17 protein-coding genes are annotated in these 18,954 nt (G+C 57.9%); 7 read left to right on the forward strand and 10 right to left on the reverse strand.

Translation table 11 applies throughout. The features are described 5' to 3' along the window. Positions 1-218: 218 nt before the first annotated feature. Together trxB and KUA23_RS14530 are read right to left on the reverse strand one after the other, a co-directional pair. On the reverse strand, positions 219-1,181 hold the full coding sequence (gene trxB / locus KUA23_RS14525) for a thioredoxin-disulfide reductase (protein ID WP_034105525.1): 963 nt from the start codon (positions 1,179-1,181) through the stop codon (positions 219-221). 86 nt (positions 1,182-1,267) lie between these two features. Continuing rightward, positions 1,268-1,729 carry an Lrp/AsnC family transcriptional regulator gene (locus KUA23_RS14530; RefSeq protein ID WP_034105522.1) on the reverse strand — a complete coding sequence of 154 codons (462 nt, stop codon included), beginning with the start codon at positions 1,727-1,729 and terminating at the stop codon, positions 1,268-1,270. 126 nt (positions 1,730-1,855) lie between these two features. Between KUA23_RS14530 and metC the strand changes: the two genes are divergently transcribed. The 3 genes from metC to KUA23_RS14545 all read left to right on the forward strand — a co-directional run bounded on the left by metC (position 1,856) and on the right by KUA23_RS14545 (position 6,690). Further along, positions 1,856-3,034: a cystathionine beta-lyase gene (metC, locus tag KUA23_RS14535; RefSeq protein WP_034105520.1), complete on the forward strand. Its 1,179-nt coding sequence runs from the start codon at positions 1,856-1,858 to the stop codon at positions 3,032-3,034. A gap of 67 nt (positions 3,035-3,101) precedes the next feature. After that, on the forward strand, positions 3,102-4,604 hold the full coding sequence (locus tag KUA23_RS14540) for a leucyl aminopeptidase (RefSeq protein ID WP_252994213.1): 1,503 nt from the start codon (positions 3,102-3,104) through the stop codon (positions 4,602-4,604). Between the two features lie 34 nt (positions 4,605-4,638). Next, the gene (locus tag KUA23_RS14545; protein WP_252994214.1) at positions 4,639-6,690 is read left to right on the forward strand and encodes a M3 family metallopeptidase; all 2,052 of its coding nucleotides are present in this window, start codon (positions 4,639-4,641) and stop codon (positions 6,688-6,690) included. Between the two features lie 305 nt (positions 6,691-6,995). On the opposite strand, the gene KUA23_RS14550 is transcribed toward KUA23_RS14545, so the two are convergent. After that, positions 6,996-7,877 (reverse strand): LysR family transcriptional regulator, encoded by an 882-nt coding sequence (locus tag KUA23_RS14550; RefSeq protein ID WP_252994215.1) that lies wholly within the window; start codon positions 7,875-7,877, stop codon positions 6,996-6,998. 102 nt (positions 7,878-7,979) lie between these two features. Between KUA23_RS14550 and KUA23_RS14555 the strand changes: the two genes are divergently transcribed. Together KUA23_RS14555 and KUA23_RS14560 are read left to right on the forward strand one after the other, a co-directional pair. After that, positions 7,980-9,077: an oxidoreductase gene (locus tag KUA23_RS14555; protein WP_252994216.1), complete on the forward strand. Its 1,098-nt coding sequence runs from the start codon at positions 7,980-7,982 to the stop codon at positions 9,075-9,077. A gap of 84 nt (positions 9,078-9,161) precedes the next feature. Then, positions 9,162-9,983 carry a DeoR/GlpR family DNA-binding transcription regulator gene (locus tag KUA23_RS14560; RefSeq protein WP_252994217.1) on the forward strand — a complete coding sequence of 274 codons (822 nt, stop codon included), beginning with the start codon at positions 9,162-9,164 and terminating at the stop codon, positions 9,981-9,983. Here the strand turns inward: KUA23_RS14560 and KUA23_RS14565 are convergent. The 7 genes from KUA23_RS14565 to KUA23_RS14595 all read right to left on the reverse strand — a co-directional run bounded on the left by KUA23_RS14565 (position 9,980) and on the right by KUA23_RS14595 (position 17,337). Then, entirely contained in the window at positions 9,980-11,050 is a 1,071-nt protein-coding gene (locus KUA23_RS14565; protein ID WP_252994218.1) for an alpha/beta fold hydrolase, read from the reverse strand. The two genes, KUA23_RS14560 and KUA23_RS14565, sit on opposite strands and share 4 nt — an antisense overlap. Before the next feature lie 65 nt (positions 11,051-11,115). Further along, on the reverse strand, positions 11,116-11,898 hold the full coding sequence (otnI, locus tag KUA23_RS14570) for a 2-oxo-tetronate isomerase (RefSeq protein ID WP_122753774.1): 783 nt from the start codon (positions 11,896-11,898) through the stop codon (positions 11,116-11,118). Positions 11,899-11,920: 22 nt separating this feature from the next. Beyond that, the gene (locus KUA23_RS14575) at positions 11,921-13,381 is read right to left on the reverse strand and encodes a GntT/GntP/DsdX family permease (RefSeq protein WP_032885519.1); all 1,461 of its coding nucleotides are present in this window, start codon (positions 13,379-13,381) and stop codon (positions 11,921-11,923) included. A gap of 131 nt (positions 13,382-13,512) precedes the next feature. After that, positions 13,513-14,151, reverse strand: coding sequence for a 3-oxo-tetronate 4-phosphate decarboxylase (gene otnC, locus KUA23_RS14580; protein ID WP_122681350.1), 639 nt, complete (start codon positions 14,149-14,151; stop codon positions 13,513-13,515). Continuing rightward, entirely contained in the window at positions 14,148-15,440 is a 1,293-nt protein-coding gene (gene otnK, locus KUA23_RS14585; RefSeq protein ID WP_032885516.1) for a 3-oxo-tetronate kinase, read from the reverse strand. Before otnK ends, otnC begins: the two co-directional genes overlap by 4 nt. 9 nt (positions 15,441-15,449) lie before the next feature. Beyond that, entirely contained in the window at positions 15,450-16,409 is a 960-nt protein-coding gene (gene ltnD / locus KUA23_RS14590; RefSeq protein WP_256997329.1) for an L-threonate dehydrogenase, read from the reverse strand. Between the two features lie 274 nt (positions 16,410-16,683). Continuing rightward, the gene (locus KUA23_RS14595) at positions 16,684-17,337 is read right to left on the reverse strand and encodes an SDR family oxidoreductase (RefSeq protein WP_252994219.1); all 654 of its coding nucleotides are present in this window, start codon (positions 17,335-17,337) and stop codon (positions 16,684-16,686) included. 88 nt (positions 17,338-17,425) lie between these two features. Between KUA23_RS14595 and KUA23_RS14600 the strand changes: the two genes are divergently transcribed. Both KUA23_RS14600 and KUA23_RS14605 read left to right on the forward strand, forming a co-directional pair. Continuing rightward, positions 17,426-18,352 carry a LysR family transcriptional regulator gene (locus KUA23_RS14600; RefSeq protein ID WP_034105499.1) on the forward strand — a complete coding sequence of 309 codons (927 nt, stop codon included), beginning with the start codon at positions 17,426-17,428 and terminating at the stop codon, positions 18,350-18,352. Between the two features lie 165 nt (positions 18,353-18,517). Beyond that, on the forward strand, positions 18,518-18,943 hold the full coding sequence (locus KUA23_RS14605) for a VOC family protein (RefSeq protein ID WP_034105497.1): 426 nt from the start codon (positions 18,518-18,520) through the stop codon (positions 18,941-18,943). Positions 18,944-18,954: the final 11 nt, after the last annotated feature.

The raw sequence follows: 18,954 nt of genomic DNA on the forward strand, positions 1-18,954 counted from the left end.
ATTGAGCCAAGTCACATGTTGTGAGACAAATATTACTTCTCGCCTGAAATTTTTTCGCCTATTGACCCAGAGTAGCGCTAAGTGCCGGCGAGTTGGGATTTTAGCCATAACGAAAAACGCTCCCTACATTCCTGTAGGGAGCGTTTGCTTTGATCGCCGCGCAGACTTTTATATCTTTGCACAACCTCTAGCGTTGGCGTTTCAACTCGGCGCGCCGATCAGAGCGAAGCACTTGCCAGGCCATCCAAGTAACGTTCGGAGTCCAGGGCCGCCATGCAACCTGCGCCAGCAGAAGTGATCGCCTGACGATAGACGTGGTCCGCTACGTCACCGGCCGCGAATACACCTTCAATACTGGTCGCTGTCGCATTGCCTTCACGACCGCCTTGCACCACCATATAACCGTCTTTTAGTGCCAGTTGGCCTTCGAACAGCGATGTATTCGGCGTATGGCCGATAGCGATGAACACGCCGGCCAGCTTTAGCTCGCTGCTGCTGCCATCGTTATTCTTCAGGCGTGCGCCAGTTACGCCCATCGCATCACCCAATACCTCTTCCAGTGTGGCATTGAGCTTAAGCTCGATCTTGCCTTCGGCAACGCGTGCGTGCAGCTTGTCGATCAGGATTTTTTCGGCTCGGAAAGTCTCGCGGCGATGGATCAACGTAACTTTGCTGGCGATGTTGGCCAGGTAAAGCGCTTCTTCGACTGCCGTGTTTCCGCCCCCTACGACGGCAACTTCGCGGTTGCGATAAAAGAAACCGTCGCAGGTCGCACACGCCGAAACACCTTTGCCCATAAAAGCTTCTTCGGAGGGCAACCCGAGATAACGCGCACTGGCACCAGTGGCGATAATCAGCGCATCGCAGGTGTACGTTCCGTCGTCACCCGTAAGCGTTAGCGGTTTGCTGGCCAGATCGACCGCATTAATGTGATCAAACACGATTTCAGTCTCAAAACGCTCTGCGTGTTCTCGCATGCGCTCCATCAACATGGGGCCGGTCAATCCATGCGGGTCGCCGGGCCAGTTGTCGACTTCGGTCGTGGTGGTCAGCTGGCCGCCGGCCTGCATGCCAGTGATCAACAATGGACTCAGATTGGCGCGGGCTGCATAGACCGCAGCACTGTAACCGGCAGGGCCAGAGCCCAGAATAATGACCCTGGCGTGTTTGACTTCAGACATCTAGTGACTCCTGTTCAGGGGGTAGGCCCCTTTTTGTTGTTTTGACTTGGTTGACCTAATGGCCACCTGACGTTCAGGAAGGTTTGTCAGGGGGCGTATTTGAGCGGGTACTCAGTGGTGTATTTGATTTGCTCCATGGCAAAACTCGAGCTGATGTCCGATAGGCCGGGAATCTCAATCAACTGTTTGTAAACCGCGTCGTAGGCTGCAATGTCGGGCACCGCAATGCGCACCAGATAATCGGTATCACCGGCCATTCGATACAGCTCCATCACCTCGGTGATAGCCGCCACGCGCTCATGGAATGTGTGTAGCCAGGAAGCACTGTGCTGGTTGGTTTTGATAGAGACGAAAACGGTTACGGCAACGTTCAGTTTTGCGCTGTCGAGAAGCGCAACCCGCTTACGAACGAAGCCTTCGTCCTCAAGCTTTTGAATACGCCTCCAGCAGGCAGTAGTGCCCAAGCCAATCTGATCAGCAATGGCTCCTACCGCTTGGGTGCTGTCCGCTTGAAGAATTCCCAGTATCGCCAAGTCAAATTTATCCATTTCGCCTCCCGGCCAACATATTAGAATTATATTCGTATTATAGTTCTTCTATAAGTATATTATGCAAAATAATTCGGCTTGATCGCATGTAATATTTCATCACCTTAAATCCTCAGGTGCTCTGAAATGCGTAACATCGAAACACATTGCATTCATGCAGGACGAACCCCAGAAAAGTTCTCTGGGCTGGTGAACACCCCGGTGTTTCGAGGCTCGACAGTGCTTGCTGAGAATTTCGAATCGTGGCAGGCGCATAAAAAGGATGGCAATCCATACGCCTATTACGGCCGCTTTGGCACCCCAACAACTCATTCGTTTGAAAGCGCGATTGCAGAGCTGGAAGGTGGACAACATTCGCTCGTATTCCCTTCAGGACTATCAGCCTGCACCCATTCGCTTTTGGCGTTTGTAGCTGCGGGTGACCATATTCTCATTACAGATAATATCTATGGTCCGACGCGGATGTTTGCCGATCGTGTGCTCAAGCGTCTGGGTGTCGATGTTGAATACTTCGACCCTTTGTGCGGAGCCGGAATTGAGTCAATGCTGCGCGCAAACACCAAGGTAGTATTCACGGAATCGCCTGGTTCACTGACGTTTGAGGTAGCGGATATCCCCGCGATCAGCGCCGCGGCTCACGCAGTAGGCGCTATCGTGATTATCGATAACACTTGGGCGTCGCCCCTTTACTTCAAAGCTTTCGAACACGGCGCAGACGTTTCGATTCAAGCGGCTACCAAGTACATCGTGGGGCACTCCGATGCTCTGTTGGGGACAGCAACAGCTAACGCTCGTGCCTGGCCCCAACTGAAAGCAAGCGCCCATGATTTCGGTGAAACCGCGGGCCCTGATGACATCTTCCTGGCCCTGCGTGGTCTGCGAAGCATGCCCGTGCGGCTGCGCCAGCATTGGGAAAACGGCCTGATGCTGGCGCAAAGCCTACAGAGCAATAGTGCGGTAGCCCGAGTACTGCATCCAGCCCTCCAAAACGATCCGGGTCACGACACCTGGAAGCGCGACTTCACAGGTGCTAGCGGTTTGTTCGGCATACGTTTGGTCGCGCAAAACCCACAGCAGCTCAGTACATTTTTCAACAACCTCAAACTATTTGGTATCGGACTGTCCTGGGGTGGATTCGAAAGCCTTGTGGTGCCCGTAGGAATACCTGAGCGAAGCGTCAAGCCGGCGGCAGAAGGTTATTTGGTGCGGGTTCACGCAGGTCTTGAACATATCGACGATTTACTTGAAGACTTCCACCGCGCACTGCATCTGGCCTTCGCACCGACGCAGTTTGCTGTCGCCTGAACGTCCCCTGCGTCAATGCATAAAGACCTCGAGAGAGGCTTAACTTAATTCTTAGGTAAATACGAACATGAACTTCGTTCTAACTCAAGATATTCCAGATGCGCGCTACTTGGCAGAGGTACAGACCGAATGCCTCGTGCTGGGAATCAACCGCAATGATTTGTCAGGCACCGCGAAGGCATTCGACGACTTGACCGATGGCTTGCTCACCCGCGTGATTGAAGCAGACGAACTGGAGAACGAAACAGGCAAGACGCTTCTGCTACACGCACCGCGCGGCCTGAATGCGCGTCGAGTGTTGTTGGTTAGCTTCGGCAAGAGCGCCAGTCTCACGCAACAAAACCTGCAAAAAGCGCTTTGTGCAGGCGCTGAGGCGCTCAAAGTCAGTGGCTGCGCTGATGCGGTATGGTGCCTGAGCGCAACCACGATGACTGTCGCAGATGAGTGTCAGGTGCTTGCATCGGTGCTCGCGCTTCGGGACGCTTACTATACGTTCGGTGCGCTCAAGAGCAGCCGAAGTGAAAAACGTCGCCCGCTGGATCATGTCCGCTTACTGATCAAGGGGCCGCACGACGCAGCAGAGGCTTCGGTACTTCGCGGGGTTGCCATCGCTGATGGTCTCGATCTGTGTCGTGATCTTGGGAACCTTCCGCCGAATATTTGCACGCCGACCTATCTGGCAGAGTCTGCACTGACGATGGCTGATCAGTTTCCGGTTGAAGTGCAGGTCATGGACCAAGAGCAAATCGCCGCATTGGGAATGAACGCTTTCCTGGCAGTGGCTCAAGGTTCAACGCAGCCGCCCCGATTTATCGTGATCAAACACAACGGCGCACAAGCAGCGCAGGCACCGGTGGTGCTGGTAGGCAAAGGCATCACCTTTGACTCCGGCGGCATATCGCTAAAGCCGGGTGAAGCCATGGACGAGATGAAATATGACATGTGCGGCGCAGCTGCGGTCATAGGAACCCTGCGTGCAGCCGCGCAGATGAAGCTGGCGCTGAACGTCATCGGCGTCATTGCCGCATGCGAGAACATGCCAGGCCCTAACGCTGTTAAGCCCGGTGACGTAATCACCAGCATGCTCGGCAAGACCATCGAAGTGCTCAACACCGACGCAGAGGGTCGCCTCATTCTTTGTGACGCTCTGACCTATTCCGAGCGATTTGAACCGGCCTGCGTGATCGACGTAGCCACGCTGACTGGAGCTTGCATCGTTGCACTCGGTCACGTTCACAGTGGGCTGTACGCGAATGATGAGGCGCTGGGCAAGGAGGTGCTGCAGGCAGCTCATGCTTCAGGAGACAGCGCCTGGAGAATGCCTCTGGATGAGGCTTATCAAGAACAACTCAAATCCAATTTCGCCGATCTCCCAAACATCGGTACGAAGGGCGCGGGGAGTGTCACTGCAGCCTGCTTTCTCTCGCATTTCGCAACGAGCTACCCATGGGCGCACTTGGATGTTGCCGGCACCGCGTGGCGAAGCGGCCCGCAGAAGGGCGCAACCGGGCGTCCCGTCAGGTTGTTGACTGAGTTTCTCATCACTCGCGCGCATTCAACCCAACATTAATTACTTTGCTTGAACTTCAAGGATCTGCCACGCAATGAATAACCCACTATTGCAACCTTACGATCTGGCCCCGTTCTCCATCATCCGTCCAGAGCATCTTAAGCCCGCGATCGACTTGATTCTCGCAGACAACCGTAATGCAATCGCGAAGCTCCTGAAGCAGCAGAAAATAGCGCCGACCTGGAAGGGTCTGATTCTGCAGCTTGATGAACTCAGTGCCCGACTGCAGCGCGCGTGGGTACCAGTTTCCCACCTGAACGCCGTTTGTAATACGCCCGAAATTCGCGAGGCGTATGAGTCCTGTCTGCCTGCATTAAGTGAGTATTCCACGGAGCTCGGTCAGAACCGTGACCTTTTCGATGCGCTGTACGCACTCTCTATCAGTGCTGAGAGCCAGCATTTCAACCCGGCGCAGAAGAGTGTGCTAGAGCAAGAGCTTCGTGCCCTTCGTTTATCGGGCATCGACCTGCCACCTCATGAACAAGCGCGGTTCAAAATTATCAGCGCTCGACTTTCCGAACTCTCCAGCCACTTTGCGAATCAGGCGTTGGACGCGACTCAAGGCTGGACAAAAGCAATCACTGACGAAGCAGATCTGGATGGCCTGCCAGCCGACGCCAAAGCACAACTTGCAGCCGCGGCATCGGCGCGCGGTAGCGCAGGGTGGTTGATAACCCTCGAACAACCCAGCATCCAGGCCATCCTGACCTATGCAAAGGACCGGGCATTACGTGAAGAGGTTTACGTTGCTAATACGACGCGCGCCTCGGATCAGGGGCCTCGCGCAGGCATGGAAGACAACACCCAAATCATTACGGAAACACTCGCGTTGCGCGCCGAAATGGCGGCTTTGCTGGGGTATTCGAACTATGCCCAATTGAGTCTGGCAACAAAGATGGCCGACACCACTGAGCAGGTGCTGGAGTTTCTAGACGCGCTGAATCGCCATGGCCAGGAGCCTGCACGCCGCGATTTGAGCGCGCTAAAAATATATGCTGCAGCTCAGGGCAGCAGCGATCTCAAACCATGGGACATGGGTTTCTACAGCGAGAAAATGCGTAAAGAATTGCTTGATCTGTCTCAGGAAGACATCCGCCAGTATTTCCCGGTTGATCACGTGCTTAATGGGTTGTTTGATATCTCTCGGTTGCTGTTCGGCATTGAGGTGCGTGAACTCAGTGACTTTGATCGGTGCCATCCCGATGTAAGACTTTTTGAAGTCGTAGAAGAGGGCGCGTCTATCGGCCGTTTCTACCTGGACCTGTATGCTCGCGCCAATAAACGCGGTGGTGCGTGGATGGATGTCGTCACCACGCGTCGTCGTGACGCTCACGGCGAACTGCATCAGCCTGTGGCTCAGTTGGTGTGCAATTTCACACCCGCCGGCGAAGGCCATCCGGCCTTGTTGACTCATGACGAAGTTACGACTTTATTCCATGAGTTTGGCCACGGTTTGCACCATTTGTTGACACGCGTTGAGGAAGCTGGGGTATCAGGCATCAATGGCGTTGCATGGGACGCGGTCGAGCTTCCTAGCCAATTCATGGAGAACTGGTGTTGGGAAGAGCTAGGGCTCAAGCTCATTTCCGCGCATTTCGAGACCGGCGAGCCGTTGTCTCCTGAGCTTCTGGAAAGGATGCTTGCGGGCAAAAACTTCCAGTCAGGGCTTGCGACGCTCCGCCAGGTCGAACTGGCGCTATTTGATTTCGAACTGCATGCCACCCATGGCGATGGACGTAGTGTTCAAAGCGTCCTCGATTCGGTACGCAGTCGCGTGTCCGTCATGCCTCCACCTCACTACAATCGCTTCGCGAACACGTTCTCACATGTATTCGCTGGCGGTTATGCTGCGGGTTACTACAGCTATAAATGGGCTGAAGTGCTTTCTGCTGACGCTTATTCGCGCTTCGAGGAAGCAGGCGGAATTGATAGGAGTGTCGGCCAATCATTTCGTGAAACCATCCTGGCTTCAGGTAGTTCACGGAGCGCGATGGAGCTTTTTGTCGACTTCCGTCAACGCGAACCTGACTTGCAAGCGCTGTTGCGACACAGTGGTTTTGAGAACGTAACACCCTTAGCGATCTAACTTCCCACCGCCCACCATGATCAAGCGGCCAATCGCTTGATCATGGGAAACCGTTTACAACCAGCACGACTGTTTTCCTGCATCAGTGTGCAGCGCTTTTTTTGCCGCCGACGCTGGTGTGGAGAAGGAGGCGTTCCCCGCACCCGAGAAGTTTGCAAGCAATCTGCGCCGGGATTCTTGCTGGCGATGAAATGATGCTGAAATCTATCAGGACTCACTAAATGCAACCGTTATCCTGACGCGCACATAAGCGATGGTGGTGAACCATGTTGCCCAGCTTCGAGAGGCTGGTGGATGCTACCCCTTCATTGGTCTTTCTTGAGTTCCGCTTCTAAGTGCTCAACGAACACGCGCACCCTGTACGGAACTTGCTGACGCGTCGGCAGCACCGCCGTGATCGACAGCTGCTCGGGCAGCACATCCTCAAGGTTCACCATTACGAGTGAGCCTTCTGCAAGCTCATTGCGGATATCCCAATAGGTCAGCATGGCCAGCCCCAGACCTTGTTTGCTTGCGGTGCGCACCGCCTCAACACTGTTGGCGCAAAACGCGCCCTGAGCCCGAATGGCCACGGCGTTCTCGCCGCTGGTGAATGGCCAGTAGGGCATGCTGTGCAACGCGATGCACTGATGATGGTTGAGGTCATCCAGCACCGTCGGTGTGCCCCATTGCGTCAGGTAGGCTGGGCTTGCGCAGACTACACGCGGATTTGGTGCCAGGGGTGTGGCCACCAACGTTGAGTCGCGCAGTGTGGCGATGCGGATGGCCACATCAATGCCGAGCCCGGCGATGTCGATGATGCTGTCCGATAATGTCAGGTCGACCTTGAGCGTTGGGTTGTCAGCCAGCAGGGCTGGCAGCAGCGGCATGATAACGGTTTGGCCGAAGACGCTGGGCGCGGTGACCCTCAATGTGCCGCTGGCACTGCCCGCACTGGTTTTCAACGTGGCCCGCGCAGCTTCGTTGGCCTCAAGCATGGTCTTTGCGTAAGGCAGGTACATTTCGCCTTCCGGCGTGAGTGCGACGGAGCGTGTGGTGCGGTGTACCAGGCGCACACCCAGCTCTTTTTCCAGGGCCGCCAGACGCCGTGAGACGGTCATCGCCGACAGCCCAAGCCGCCGCGCAGCCTCGGACAAACTGCTGCTGATGGCGACGTTAGCGAACACCTCTATCTCGGGAATCTGCATGGTTATAACCGTTTGCGTTAAGGCGCCTTATTGCAAGCGTGCGCTTCTAATGGGCGATTGCCACGCTTATCGTCGTGGCTGGCGAATAATTGAGGGCAAATCATGACAGCACTAAACTCGCGCATTGTAACTCCATTCGATATGGGCGCTCTTAAGCTGAACAATCGCATGGCGCTTGCTCCCATGACACGCGTCAGTGCGAGCGAGAGCGGCAATGCCACACCTGCGATGGCGCGATACTACGAGCGTTTTGCCCGTGGCGGTTTTGGCTTGGTCATCACGGAGGGGATCTACACCGATCGGCAGTATGCCCAGGGCTACCTGAACCAGCCCGGTATCACGGACAGCGAACAGGCGCTTGCCTGGCGCGAGGTAGTCGAGGCGATTCATCGCCATGAGAGCGCAGCAATCGCGCAGATCATGCACGCCGGCGCATTGAGCCAGGCGAACCGTTTTGTTGAGCAATCTGCTGGCCCTTCGGCCATTCGCCCTAAAGGCGAACAGATGAAGTTCTATTACGGCGAGGGGGCGTATCGAGTGCCCCAGGCCATGAGCGATGAAGCTATCGCGGATGCCATTGAGGGGTTTGCCCAGGCGGCTAAACGGGCTGTTGGAATCGCGGGCTTTGACGGCGTTGAGATCCATGGTGCCAACGGCTACTTGCTGGATCAGTTCATGACAGGCTACTCCAATCAACGCGAAGATCGATGGGGCGGTGATGTTCGCCAGCGCTTGAGCCTGACGCTTGAGGTCATTGCAGCGGTGAAGAAGGTGGTCGGGCACTCGCCGGTCGGTGTGCGTATATCCCAGGGCAAGGTCAATGACTTTCAGCACAAATGGGCGGGTGGGGAACATGACGCACAGACGATCTTCGGCAGCTTGGCTGACGCTGGGGTCGACTTCATCCATGTGACGGAGCATCAAGCCTGGCAGCCGGCCTTCAGCGGTAACGAGGCAAGCCTGGTAACGCTGGCTCGCCGTTATGCGCCTGGTGTCGCGTTGATTGCGAATGGCGGAGTGCAGGACTTGAGCAGCATTGAACAAACCCTGCAGGCTGGCGCAGATATTGTCGCTGTCGGCAAGGCTGCCTTGGCCAATCCGGACCTTGTACAACGGTTGCTGGAGGGACGCGCGCCGGAACCCTTCGATCCGTCGTTGCTTGCGCCGATTGCCCACATCAAGGACAGCGAGCTGAATTAGGTGCAGTGAGTTACAGATCGGCGGGTGGATTCGCTACTATGTACGCCAATCACCGCCACCCGATCCAAGCCTTTGGAGCACCGAATGCCAAGCCAGAAGAACGTGGCCGCCGAAAGCGGCGCGCCGATGATTCCTGAACAGCGTCGCGAGTTGATCTTGCGTCAGTTGCGCAAACAGCATGTGCTGAGTGTTCACCAGTTGATGGAGATGTTCGACTGCTCACACATGACGGTGCGCCGCGATATCGCGTTGCTTGAGCAGGAAGGCCTGGCGTATTCGGTGACGGGCGGTGTGCGCATTGCCAGCCAGCTTCACAGTGAGCCCAGCCACCAGGTCAAGGCCGTGGTTGAGTTGCCGCAGAAGCAAGCGATGGCCAAACTCGCGGCCCGTCTCCTGTTGGCGGACATGACTATTTATTTGGATGCCGGCACCAGCACCCTGGAGATCGTGCCCTATATCAAACTGCTCAGTGGCATGACGGTGGTGACCAATGACTTCGGCGTGGTTCAGGCGTTGATGGATGCACCCCACGTGACGGTGATTCATACCGGTGGGCAGCTCGACCATTCCAATCATTCCTGTGTCGGCGGCCTGGCGGTGACGACACTGCGTCAGGTGGTGACGGATATCGCGTTTATCTCGACCAGCTCCTGGGACCTGCGACGCGGCATCACCACACCGTCGGCGCTGAAGGTGGAGGTCAAGCAGGTGGCCATGCAATCGGCGTCCCAAGTGGTGCTGGTGGCCAGCAGCTCCAAGTACGGCACGTTCAGCATGTACAAAATTGCCGGGTTGGAGCAGTTCGATGTGATCATCAGTGATGACGCATTGGCGCCTGCGGCGGCGGATGGGATTCGCAAGCAAGGGGTCGAATTGATGTTGCCGTCCGACCCCCAGCCAGCCTAACGCGCCTTTTCAGTCTCTTGCATGAATTGCCCCAGCTCCTTGCTGTAAAACTTCGCCATGCTCGTGGTGCCATGGCCACGGGTGTCGGCACTGGCAGGGATGAGCAGCAGCCGTGCGTGCTTGAGCTCTTTCATCGACGCTTCCAACCGTCCGGTTTCCGGAGGGTTGCGCTCATCGTCCGCCGAGTTGATGACCAGCACCGGCGCCTGGATCTTGTTCAGACCGAGGGCTGCGTTGTAGTCGGCGGAAGATTGCCATTGGTAGATGAAGTCATTGGCGTCTGCGGTTTGCGCGGCATTCAAGCGCTCATCCACCAACTTGTCGGCCAGCGCTCGGGTCGGTGCCGCCGCCTGATAGGCGAGGGTGCCGCCGCTGGTGCCAACGCTGAACATCGCGTTTGCCAGGCGCAGGGACGGCGGTTGCGCGCTGTAGTTACCGTTGTTCCAGGCCGGGTCTTGCTTGATCGACTCCACCAGCAAACGGCGCATCATCCAGTTGCGCGATGACATCTCGGTGGGTTGGGACGCCATGGGCACCAGCGCGTCCATCATCTGCGGCCAGGTCTGGCCCCACATCCAGGTTTGCATACCGCCCATGGAGTTGCCGATGATCAGCCGCAGGTGCTTGATCCCCAGGCCTTCGGTAACCAATCGATACTGGGCTTGAACCAGGTCGGTGTAGTTGTACTCGGGAAACTTTGCGCGCAGGCCGTCGGAGGGTTTGCTGGACTGGCCCACGCCGATGCCGTCGGTGGAGATGATGTAGTACTTGCTGGCGTCCAGCGGCTGCCCGGAGCCGAACAGTTCGCCGCCAAAATCCTTGCTCAGCACATCGCTGCCGGGCCGGTAGGTGCCATGCAGGTAGAGGATGGCGGGGTTCTTGGGGTTGCCGAGGGTGATGTAGTGCAGTTTGAGGTTGGCGAGTTTTTCACCGGTGTGAAAGGTGAACTGCGGGGCGATCCAATCGCCCTCGGTCGCGGCCGGTAACGACGCGGCGCCGACGGCGGAACTGATCAACGCCAGGGACAACAACAGCCCGACCGCGGGCCGTGGACTGAATCTATGCATGGGTATTTCCTATTGTTTTTGTTTTAGGAGCCCGTGCGCACCAAGGTATGCAGGGGCTTGATCACTTAGCGCGCTTTCCAGTCCCGCAACCATTGCAGCCCTGCCGAGGTATCGCTCTTGGGGCGGTATTCGCAACCGACCCAGCCGTCGTAGCCCAACTCGTCAATCAGCTCGAACAGGTAGGGGTAGTTCAATTCACCCAGGTTCGGTTCGTGTCGGTCGGGTACGCCGGCAATCTGAATATGGCCAATGCCGTTGATGTCGCGAAGCAGTTTGACCGCCAAATCACCTTCGACGATCTGGCAGTGATAGCAGTCAAACTGCACCTTCAAATTGCTTGCGCCGACCTCCTTGCAGATCGCGTGTGCCTGGTCCTGTCGGTTGAGGAAAAACCCCGGCATGTCGCGAGTGTTGATCGGTTCCAGCAACACCGTCACGCCAGCCTGACGTGCTTGGGCGGTGGCGTAAGCCAGGTTCTCGAGGTACACCGCGTGATGGCGCTCACGGTGCTGCTCCGAGGGCAGCAGGCCGGCCATCACGTGGATGCGGGTATTGCCTAGCACGGCGGCGTATTCCAGGGCACGGTCGAAGCCGGCGCGAAATTCGCTTTCGCGGCCCGGCAGGGTGGCGATGCCGCGTTCGCCCGCCGCCCAGTCGCCGGGCGGCGCGTTGAACAGGGCTTGAACCAGGCCGTTGTCGCTCAGGTGCTGTTTGAGTACCTGGGCGCTGTATTCGTAGGGGAACAGATACTCCACGGCATCAAAACCATCGGCCGCAGCCGCTGCGAAGCGCTCCAGAAAAGCGTGTTCGGGGTAAAGCATGCTTAGGTTGGCAGCAAAGCGAGGCATGTGAACTCCTGATGAAAAACGATCAGACAAAAGGCCAGATCAACAGGGTGATAAGGAAGCCGAGCGTGCCGAGGAGGGTGGTGATCACCGTCCAGGTCCGCAGGCCGTCTGCCACGTTGAGGCCGGCCAGCTTGGTGAAAATCCAGTAGCCGGCGTCGTTGATGTGCGACATCGCCAGCCCGCCACCGCCCATAGCCAGGCACAGCAGGGCCATGTGGTTGGGCGTCAGGTTAAGCGTGGCGATCAACGGACTGATGATACCTGCGGTGGTTACCAGCGCCACGGTGGTGGAGCCTTGCACGGCGCGCAGCAACATGGTCAGCAAAAAGCCCAGGGCCAGCACCGGCAGCCCGGTGGTACGCAGCAGGTCGGAGACCACCGCGCCGATGCCGGTATCCACCAGTACCTTGCCGAATACGCCACCGGCACCCGCAATCAAAATCACCATGGCCACACCCGGCAGCGCCGAGCCAATTACATCGGAGACCTGGGTACGGCTCCAGCCGCGACGGGAACCGAGCAGCCAGGCACACAGCAAGGTGTCGAGCAGCAGCGCCACCAGGGGCGCACCGAGCACGGTCATGATGCCGCGCAGGGTTGATTCGACAGGCAGCAGTGACGTCGCCAGCGTACCCAGCAAAATCAACACGATCGGCAATAGGATCAAACTGACGATCAAGCCGAAACCCGGCGCAGGGGCGGGTGGCAGCTTGGCCACGATACTGCTGGTGGATTCCTCCAGGCCCATGTGCGAGACGGTCTCTGCACCTTGTTGCGCCTCTTGGGTTTTGCCGTCTTGCCAGGCGCGCAGGTCGTCGTTGGTGACGTGCGGGCCGTAGACTTCGGCGCGGATATCATCGGACATCGGGTAGAAGCGGCGCGTCATGCGCCCCGCCACGCGATAGCCGACGTAGCACAGGAACGCCGTCAGCGGCAGCCCGAACATCAGCACCCGGCCCAGGTCCGCACCCAGTTGGCTGGCGGCGGCGACCGCACCTGGGTGCGGTGGCAGAAATGCATGCACCGTAAGCAGCGCTGCGCACATCGGCAACGCGAACATCAGCAACGGCTTGCGAGCGCGACGAGCCACACCGTAGGCCAGCGGCATGAGGATGATCACCCCCACCTCGAAGAACACCGGCACGCCGATAATGAAACCGGCAATCGTCAAGGCAAGGGGCGTGCGTCGATTACCGAAGCGTTCAATCAGGGTCTTGGCCAGCGCCTCGGCACCGCCCGACAACTCAATGATGCGGCCGATCATCGCGCCCAAGGCAATGATGATCGCAATGTGGCCGAGGGTCTTGCCCATGCCGCCTTCAATGGTGGCGACCAGATCGGCAGGTTTAACTCCCGCCACCAGGGCCACCATAATGCTGACCAACATCAGCGCCACGAACGGCTGGAATTTGTATTTGAGCACTAGGAACAGCAGCAAGGCGATGCCTAGGCCTGCGGTCGCCATCAGGATAAGCGGGCTCATGAGCGCGGCCCTTCATGGAAAACGCAGGATGGTTTTTTGTCGCTGCAAACATCAACACGAAACTTGATAGTGGTCATGCTGGAAGGTCCTGTTGTTTTTATTGTTAAGGGTGTTGCGGGTGGAAACGGTGCCTACCAGTGCGCGCCGAAAACGCTTTTAAGCTCGGCCAGCGCTGCAGCATCCAGCGGCGCCGGACGCGGGTTGCTCATCAGCCACAGGCGTGCGGTTTCTTCGAGTTCTTCGAGGGCGTAACTGGCCTTGGAAACTGAGCTTTCCCAGACCACCGGGCCCAAGCGCTCGAGCATTACGCCACGCACACTGTTGGCGAGGCGTGCGACCTGGTCCGCCACATCGGGCGCGCCGGGGCGTTGATAGTTGATCAGCGGGATATGCCCGACCTTCATCACCTGGTACGGCGTCAGCGGGGGCAGGATGTCATCCTGGCCCCAAACACCGGCAAGCGTCAGGGCCACCAAATGTGTGGAATGGGTATGCACCACACCACCGACGCCAGGGTTGCGATCGTAAACCTGGCGATGCAAGGCCAGGGTTTTTGACGGTTTGTCGCCAGAGACCCATTTGCCCGTAAGGTCGACCTTGGCGATCAACGCAGGGTCAAGGCGGCCCAGGCACGCATCGGTTGGCGTGATCAGCCAGCCGTCATCCAGGCGCGCGCTGATGTTGCCAGCGCTGCCGACTGTGTACCCTCGCTGATAAAGACTGTGACCGACGATGCAGATCTCTTCGCGCAAGGCGTTTTCGTTGCTCATTGCGCACCTCCTGCCAGTTGCTTAAGTGCTTTGTCGAAAAAGTCTCTACCGCCGAAATTGCCCGACTTGAGGGCCAGCGCCAGCGGTTCGGCAGTGTTGCTGAGGGTCGCGGGAACACCAGGATCAATCTGCGTGCCAATCTGCAGTAGGCGCACGCCCAGGGCGGTGACTACGGCGCCAGAGGTTTCACCGCCGGCGACCACGAAGCGTCTTACGCCGGCCTGACGTAGGGCTTGGGCAATTTCTCCCAGGGCGTTCTCTACCAATTCGCCTGCGCGTTCGGCGCCTAGTTGCTGTTGCACCGCCTTGAGTTCATCCGCAGGGCTGGTGGCATAGATCAGTACGGTGTGTGGGTTGCTCAGGGCAAACGCCACGGCATCCGCCACTACCGACTCACCCGCCGCCAGGGCTAGAGGGTCGATGCGCAGCGCCGGTCGTCCGGCTTCGATCCACGCGGCGACTTGGCCGTTGGTGGCAATCGACGCGCTCCCTGCCAGCACCACCTCGCCACCGGGTACGGTAGGTAAGGAGGCTGGATCGAAGTCGCGAAGTTTGCCGGCCCGGCGGAAGTTGTCGGGAAGGCCCAAGGCCAGGCCGGAACCGCCGGTTAACAGCGGCAGATCACTGCAGGCGCTGCCGAGGGTGTGCAGGTCTTGGTCACTGAGGGCATCCGCGATGGCCATGCCTATGCCTTGGGCGCGCAGCTCTGCAATCCGTTCGCGCACGTGTGACACACCTTGGGCGATGGTGTCGTAGCGCAGCAGGCCAACCTTTTGTGTGGTTTGTGATTGCAGTACGCGGACCAGATTGGCGTCGGTCATCGCGGTCAGCGGGTGGTGCTGCATGCCTGACTCATTGAGCAGTTGATCCTGCACAAACAAATGACCGCGGAAAATGGTCCGGCCATTTTCCGGAAACGCCGGGCAGGCCAGGGTGAAATCACTGTCCAGCGCCTTGAGCAGGGCCTCGCTGACCTGGCCGATATTGCCGGCGGCCGTCGAGTCGAAGGTGGAGCAGTACTTGAAGAAAATCTGCTCGCACCCTTGTGCGCGCAGCCATTCAAGGGCTGCCAGGGAGTCGGCTACCGCCTGCGCCGCCGGGACAGTACGCGACTTCAGCGCAATCACGATCGCATCGGCATCCAGCGTCGCAGCGACTTCATCGCTGGGGATACCGATGCTCTGCACAGTACGCATGCCGCCGCGCACCAGCATATTGGCCAGGTCTGTGGCCCCGGTGAAGTCGTCGGCGATGCAGCCCAGCAACGGGCGTGCGCTAGGTAGGTTCATGGGCAATCCTTATTCGGTTTCGGTCTTGGCAGTCGGGAGCTCAATGCCAGGGAAAATCTTGATCACCGCCGAATCGTCCTCACGCCCGAACCCGGCACTGGAGGCCTGCATGAACATCTGGTGAGCGGTGGCTGACAATGGCAGCGGAAACTTGCTGGCCCGTGCGGTATCCAGCACCAGGCCCAGGTCCTTGACGAAAATATCGACGGCCGAGAGCGGCGTGTAATCAGCCTTGAGAATGTGTGGCACGCGGTTCTCGAACATCCAGGAATTGCCCGCGCTGTGGGTGATCACTTCATACAGTGCATCGGCCTCGACGCCTTCACGCAGCCCCAGTGCCATGGCTTCTGCGGCAGCGGCGATATGCACGCCGGCCAGCAGTTGGTTGATGATCTTTACCTTTGAGCCCAGGCCATGGGCATCGCCCAGACGATAGACCTTGCCGGCCATGCCCGTGAGCACGTCATCGGCTTTTGCATAAGCCTCGGCTGGGCCGGAAGTCATCATGGTCATCTCACCGGCCGCCGCTTTGGCTGCACCACCGGAGATCGGTGCATCCAGGTACAGCAACCCTGCGTTGATCAAGCGCTGGCCCAGGTCTACCGCGTAGGTAGGGGCCACCGTGGCGCAACCAATCACCAGGCTGCCAGGGCGCAAGGCGGCGACGGCGCCATGTTCACCAAACAGGACCGTCTCGGTTTGTTCGGCATTGACCACGACGGTGATGATCACATCGCACGCGGCGGCCATCTGGACAGGCGAGCTGCAGGCAACGCCCCCTTCACTGGCGAACTGCTGCGTGACGGTTTCTCGCACATCACAGGCATGCACGTTGAAGCCGCTGCGCAACAACGAGCGGGCAATGCCCAGCCCCATCGCGCCTAAGCCGATAACACCAACATTCTTGTTATTCATGGAGGCTCCGTAGCAAGGCTGTGGGTACGTGGGCGCCGCAGAGGTGCAGGCGATCGTCCAGATACAGGTAAGGGGCGGGAAGCTTATTCGGGGAGGTGTCGATCATCGTTGCCATCCTGTTTTGTTTTTTTGTCAGGGTGTCATGCGGGTTGAATAGATAATCCACCAATGATCAGATTATGTGAAGTTATTTTTTTGATTTAACAATATTTAACATCGCCGCGGGTCGCTGCGAGGCTTCAGCGTTGAGAACACAGGCGTTGAAACGCAAAGTGAGCACGGCTTTTGGCGGTGCTCACTGGAAGGCTGTGCGGTGTTACGTCAGGAATTAACGCGAGTAGGTGACTTCTGCGGTCCAGTTCGACGGTTTCTGGTTGTGCAGGTCCCAGAACGCCTTTGCAATGCCAACCGCCTCCTCGGATTCCGGTTCGACGAACGCGGCCACAGTGACCGTGGCCACATGCACGTTGTGGGTTTTGGCCGACTCGAAGAGGCCTGCCGTCAATGCACGAATACCGGCCTTTCCCAGACTCAACGAAAGATAATCTGCATTCGGTTCGATGCCGAAGAAGCCACCCGTCAGCAGGAGTGTGCCGCTCTTGCGCGCGTACATAAGGTTGAGGCTGACCTGCGCTGCGGCCAGTGCGCCACCGATGTTGACGTTAAGGTCGTGGTTGAAGGTGTCGAGCGGCTGCTCGGCAAGGGTTGCTTGGCGAATGATCGCGGCGTTGTAGTGCGTTTCATCGAGACCGCCAAAGCGTGCGTGCGTGTGTTCGACCAACTGTGCGATAGCCTGCGGATCTGCGGCATCGACCTGCTCGGCGTAAGCCTCATAGCCCGCATCCTGCAGGCGCTTTACCAGTGCCTGGGTGTTGTCCAGGTTGCGCGCGCTGAGTACGACCCGGAAGCCTTCACGGGCGAAAAGTGCAGCAGTTTCATAGCCAATGCCAGGCCCGGTGCCGATGCTTAGAAAAGTCTTCATAACGGTTATCTCTCTATCAGGTTTGGATGTTGCACGCAGGCTAACAGTTGCATAATTGGAGATAATCATTGGACGGTGAATAACTATCATGCAAAAAATGCACGAGTTGTTGGGCCGCGTGACGCTGGATGAGTTGGCGGCGTTTGTGGCAGTGGTGGAAGCGCTCAGCTTCACTGAAGCGGCCAAAGTGATAGGGCGCGACGCTACGATTGTCTCGCGTCGGGTCGGGCAGTTGGAGGAGCGCCTTGGTATACGTTTGCTCTCCAGGACCACGCGGCGCGTGGCGCTGACCGAGGTGGGGACGCTGTATTACCAACGGGTTCGCGCATTGCTGGATGAGTTGGACGGCGCTACCCAGGAGGCGAGTAACTTCGCCACCAGCCCTCAGGGTTTGCTCAGGGTGTCACTGCCCATCACCTTTGGCCGTCGATGGGTTGCGCCGCTGCTGCCTGCGTTTATTGCCCAGCACCCGAAAATCCGTGTGGATGCACGCTTTGCTGATCGGTTCGTGGATGTCGTGGCGGAAGGCTTCGATGTGGCGATTCGCGTCGGCGTTCTGCGCGACAGCACGCTGGTAGCCAAACAGATCGCGCCTTTTCGCAATCGGCTATATGCCGCGCCCAGCTACATCGCGTCCCATGGCCTGCCCCAAACCCTTGAAGGGTTGGCCGAGCATGCGTGCCTGGGATTCTGCAGCCTCTCCAGCTGGCCGGATTGGGTGCTGAAAAACGGCAGCCAGCAAAAGACTTTTCGACCGACGGGGCCGCTGATATCCGACAGTTCGGAGTCGCTTTTACAGGCGGCGGTAGAAGGTGTTGGGATCATTCTCACGCCTGATTGGCTGGCTGGCGCGGCGGTGCGCGATGGCAAGCTTGTGCAAGTACTGACCCAATGGGAGGGGGCCGAAGCGGGAGGCATCTACGCCGTGATGCCTCCGGGGCGGCTGGTTCCGACGAAGACAAGGGTGTTTGTCGATCAAATTACACATGCGATTCAAGCGGGTTGGGAACAGTAAGCAGAGATTGCCAATTAACAAAATAAAATTGTGTTTGTGAAAAATTTATATTGATTTTTTTTAAGGTGGAGCGGCCTTAGCATAAATCCACCTTCAAAAAGCCGCCGGGCAGCGACCACGGTGTCCGGCACCACAAACCAATAAAAAGTTGTTATCGGAGTCCTGATGAGTCTTTCTCCTTTCCACCTCGCAATCCCTGTGTATGACTTGGCCGCCACACGTCACTTCTACGGTGAGGTGTTCGGTCTTTCCGAAGGTCGCTCCAGCAACCAGTGGGTCGACTTCGATTTCTACGGCCATCAGTTGGTCATCCATGAGCACCCAAAAACTGCTTCGCAGGAAAGCGTGCACAGCAACCCCGTAGACGGCCACGACGTGCCGGTTCCGCACTTCGGCATCATCCTGGAGTGGGCGCAATGGGAGGCCCTGGCCGAACGTTTGAAAGCGCGTGAGACCCAGTTTGTGATCGAACCCTACATCCGCTTCCAGGGCCAGGTCGGCGAACAGGCCACCATGTTCCTGTTCGACCCGTGCGGCAATGCGTTGGAGTTCAAGGCGTTCAAGGATATGAGCCAGCTCTTCGCTAAATAATAAAAACCTGG

It is taken from the genome of Pseudomonas pergaminensis (genome assembly GCF_024112395.2).
GTDB lineage: Bacteria > Pseudomonadota > Gammaproteobacteria > Pseudomonadales > Pseudomonadaceae > Aquipseudomonas > Aquipseudomonas pergaminensis.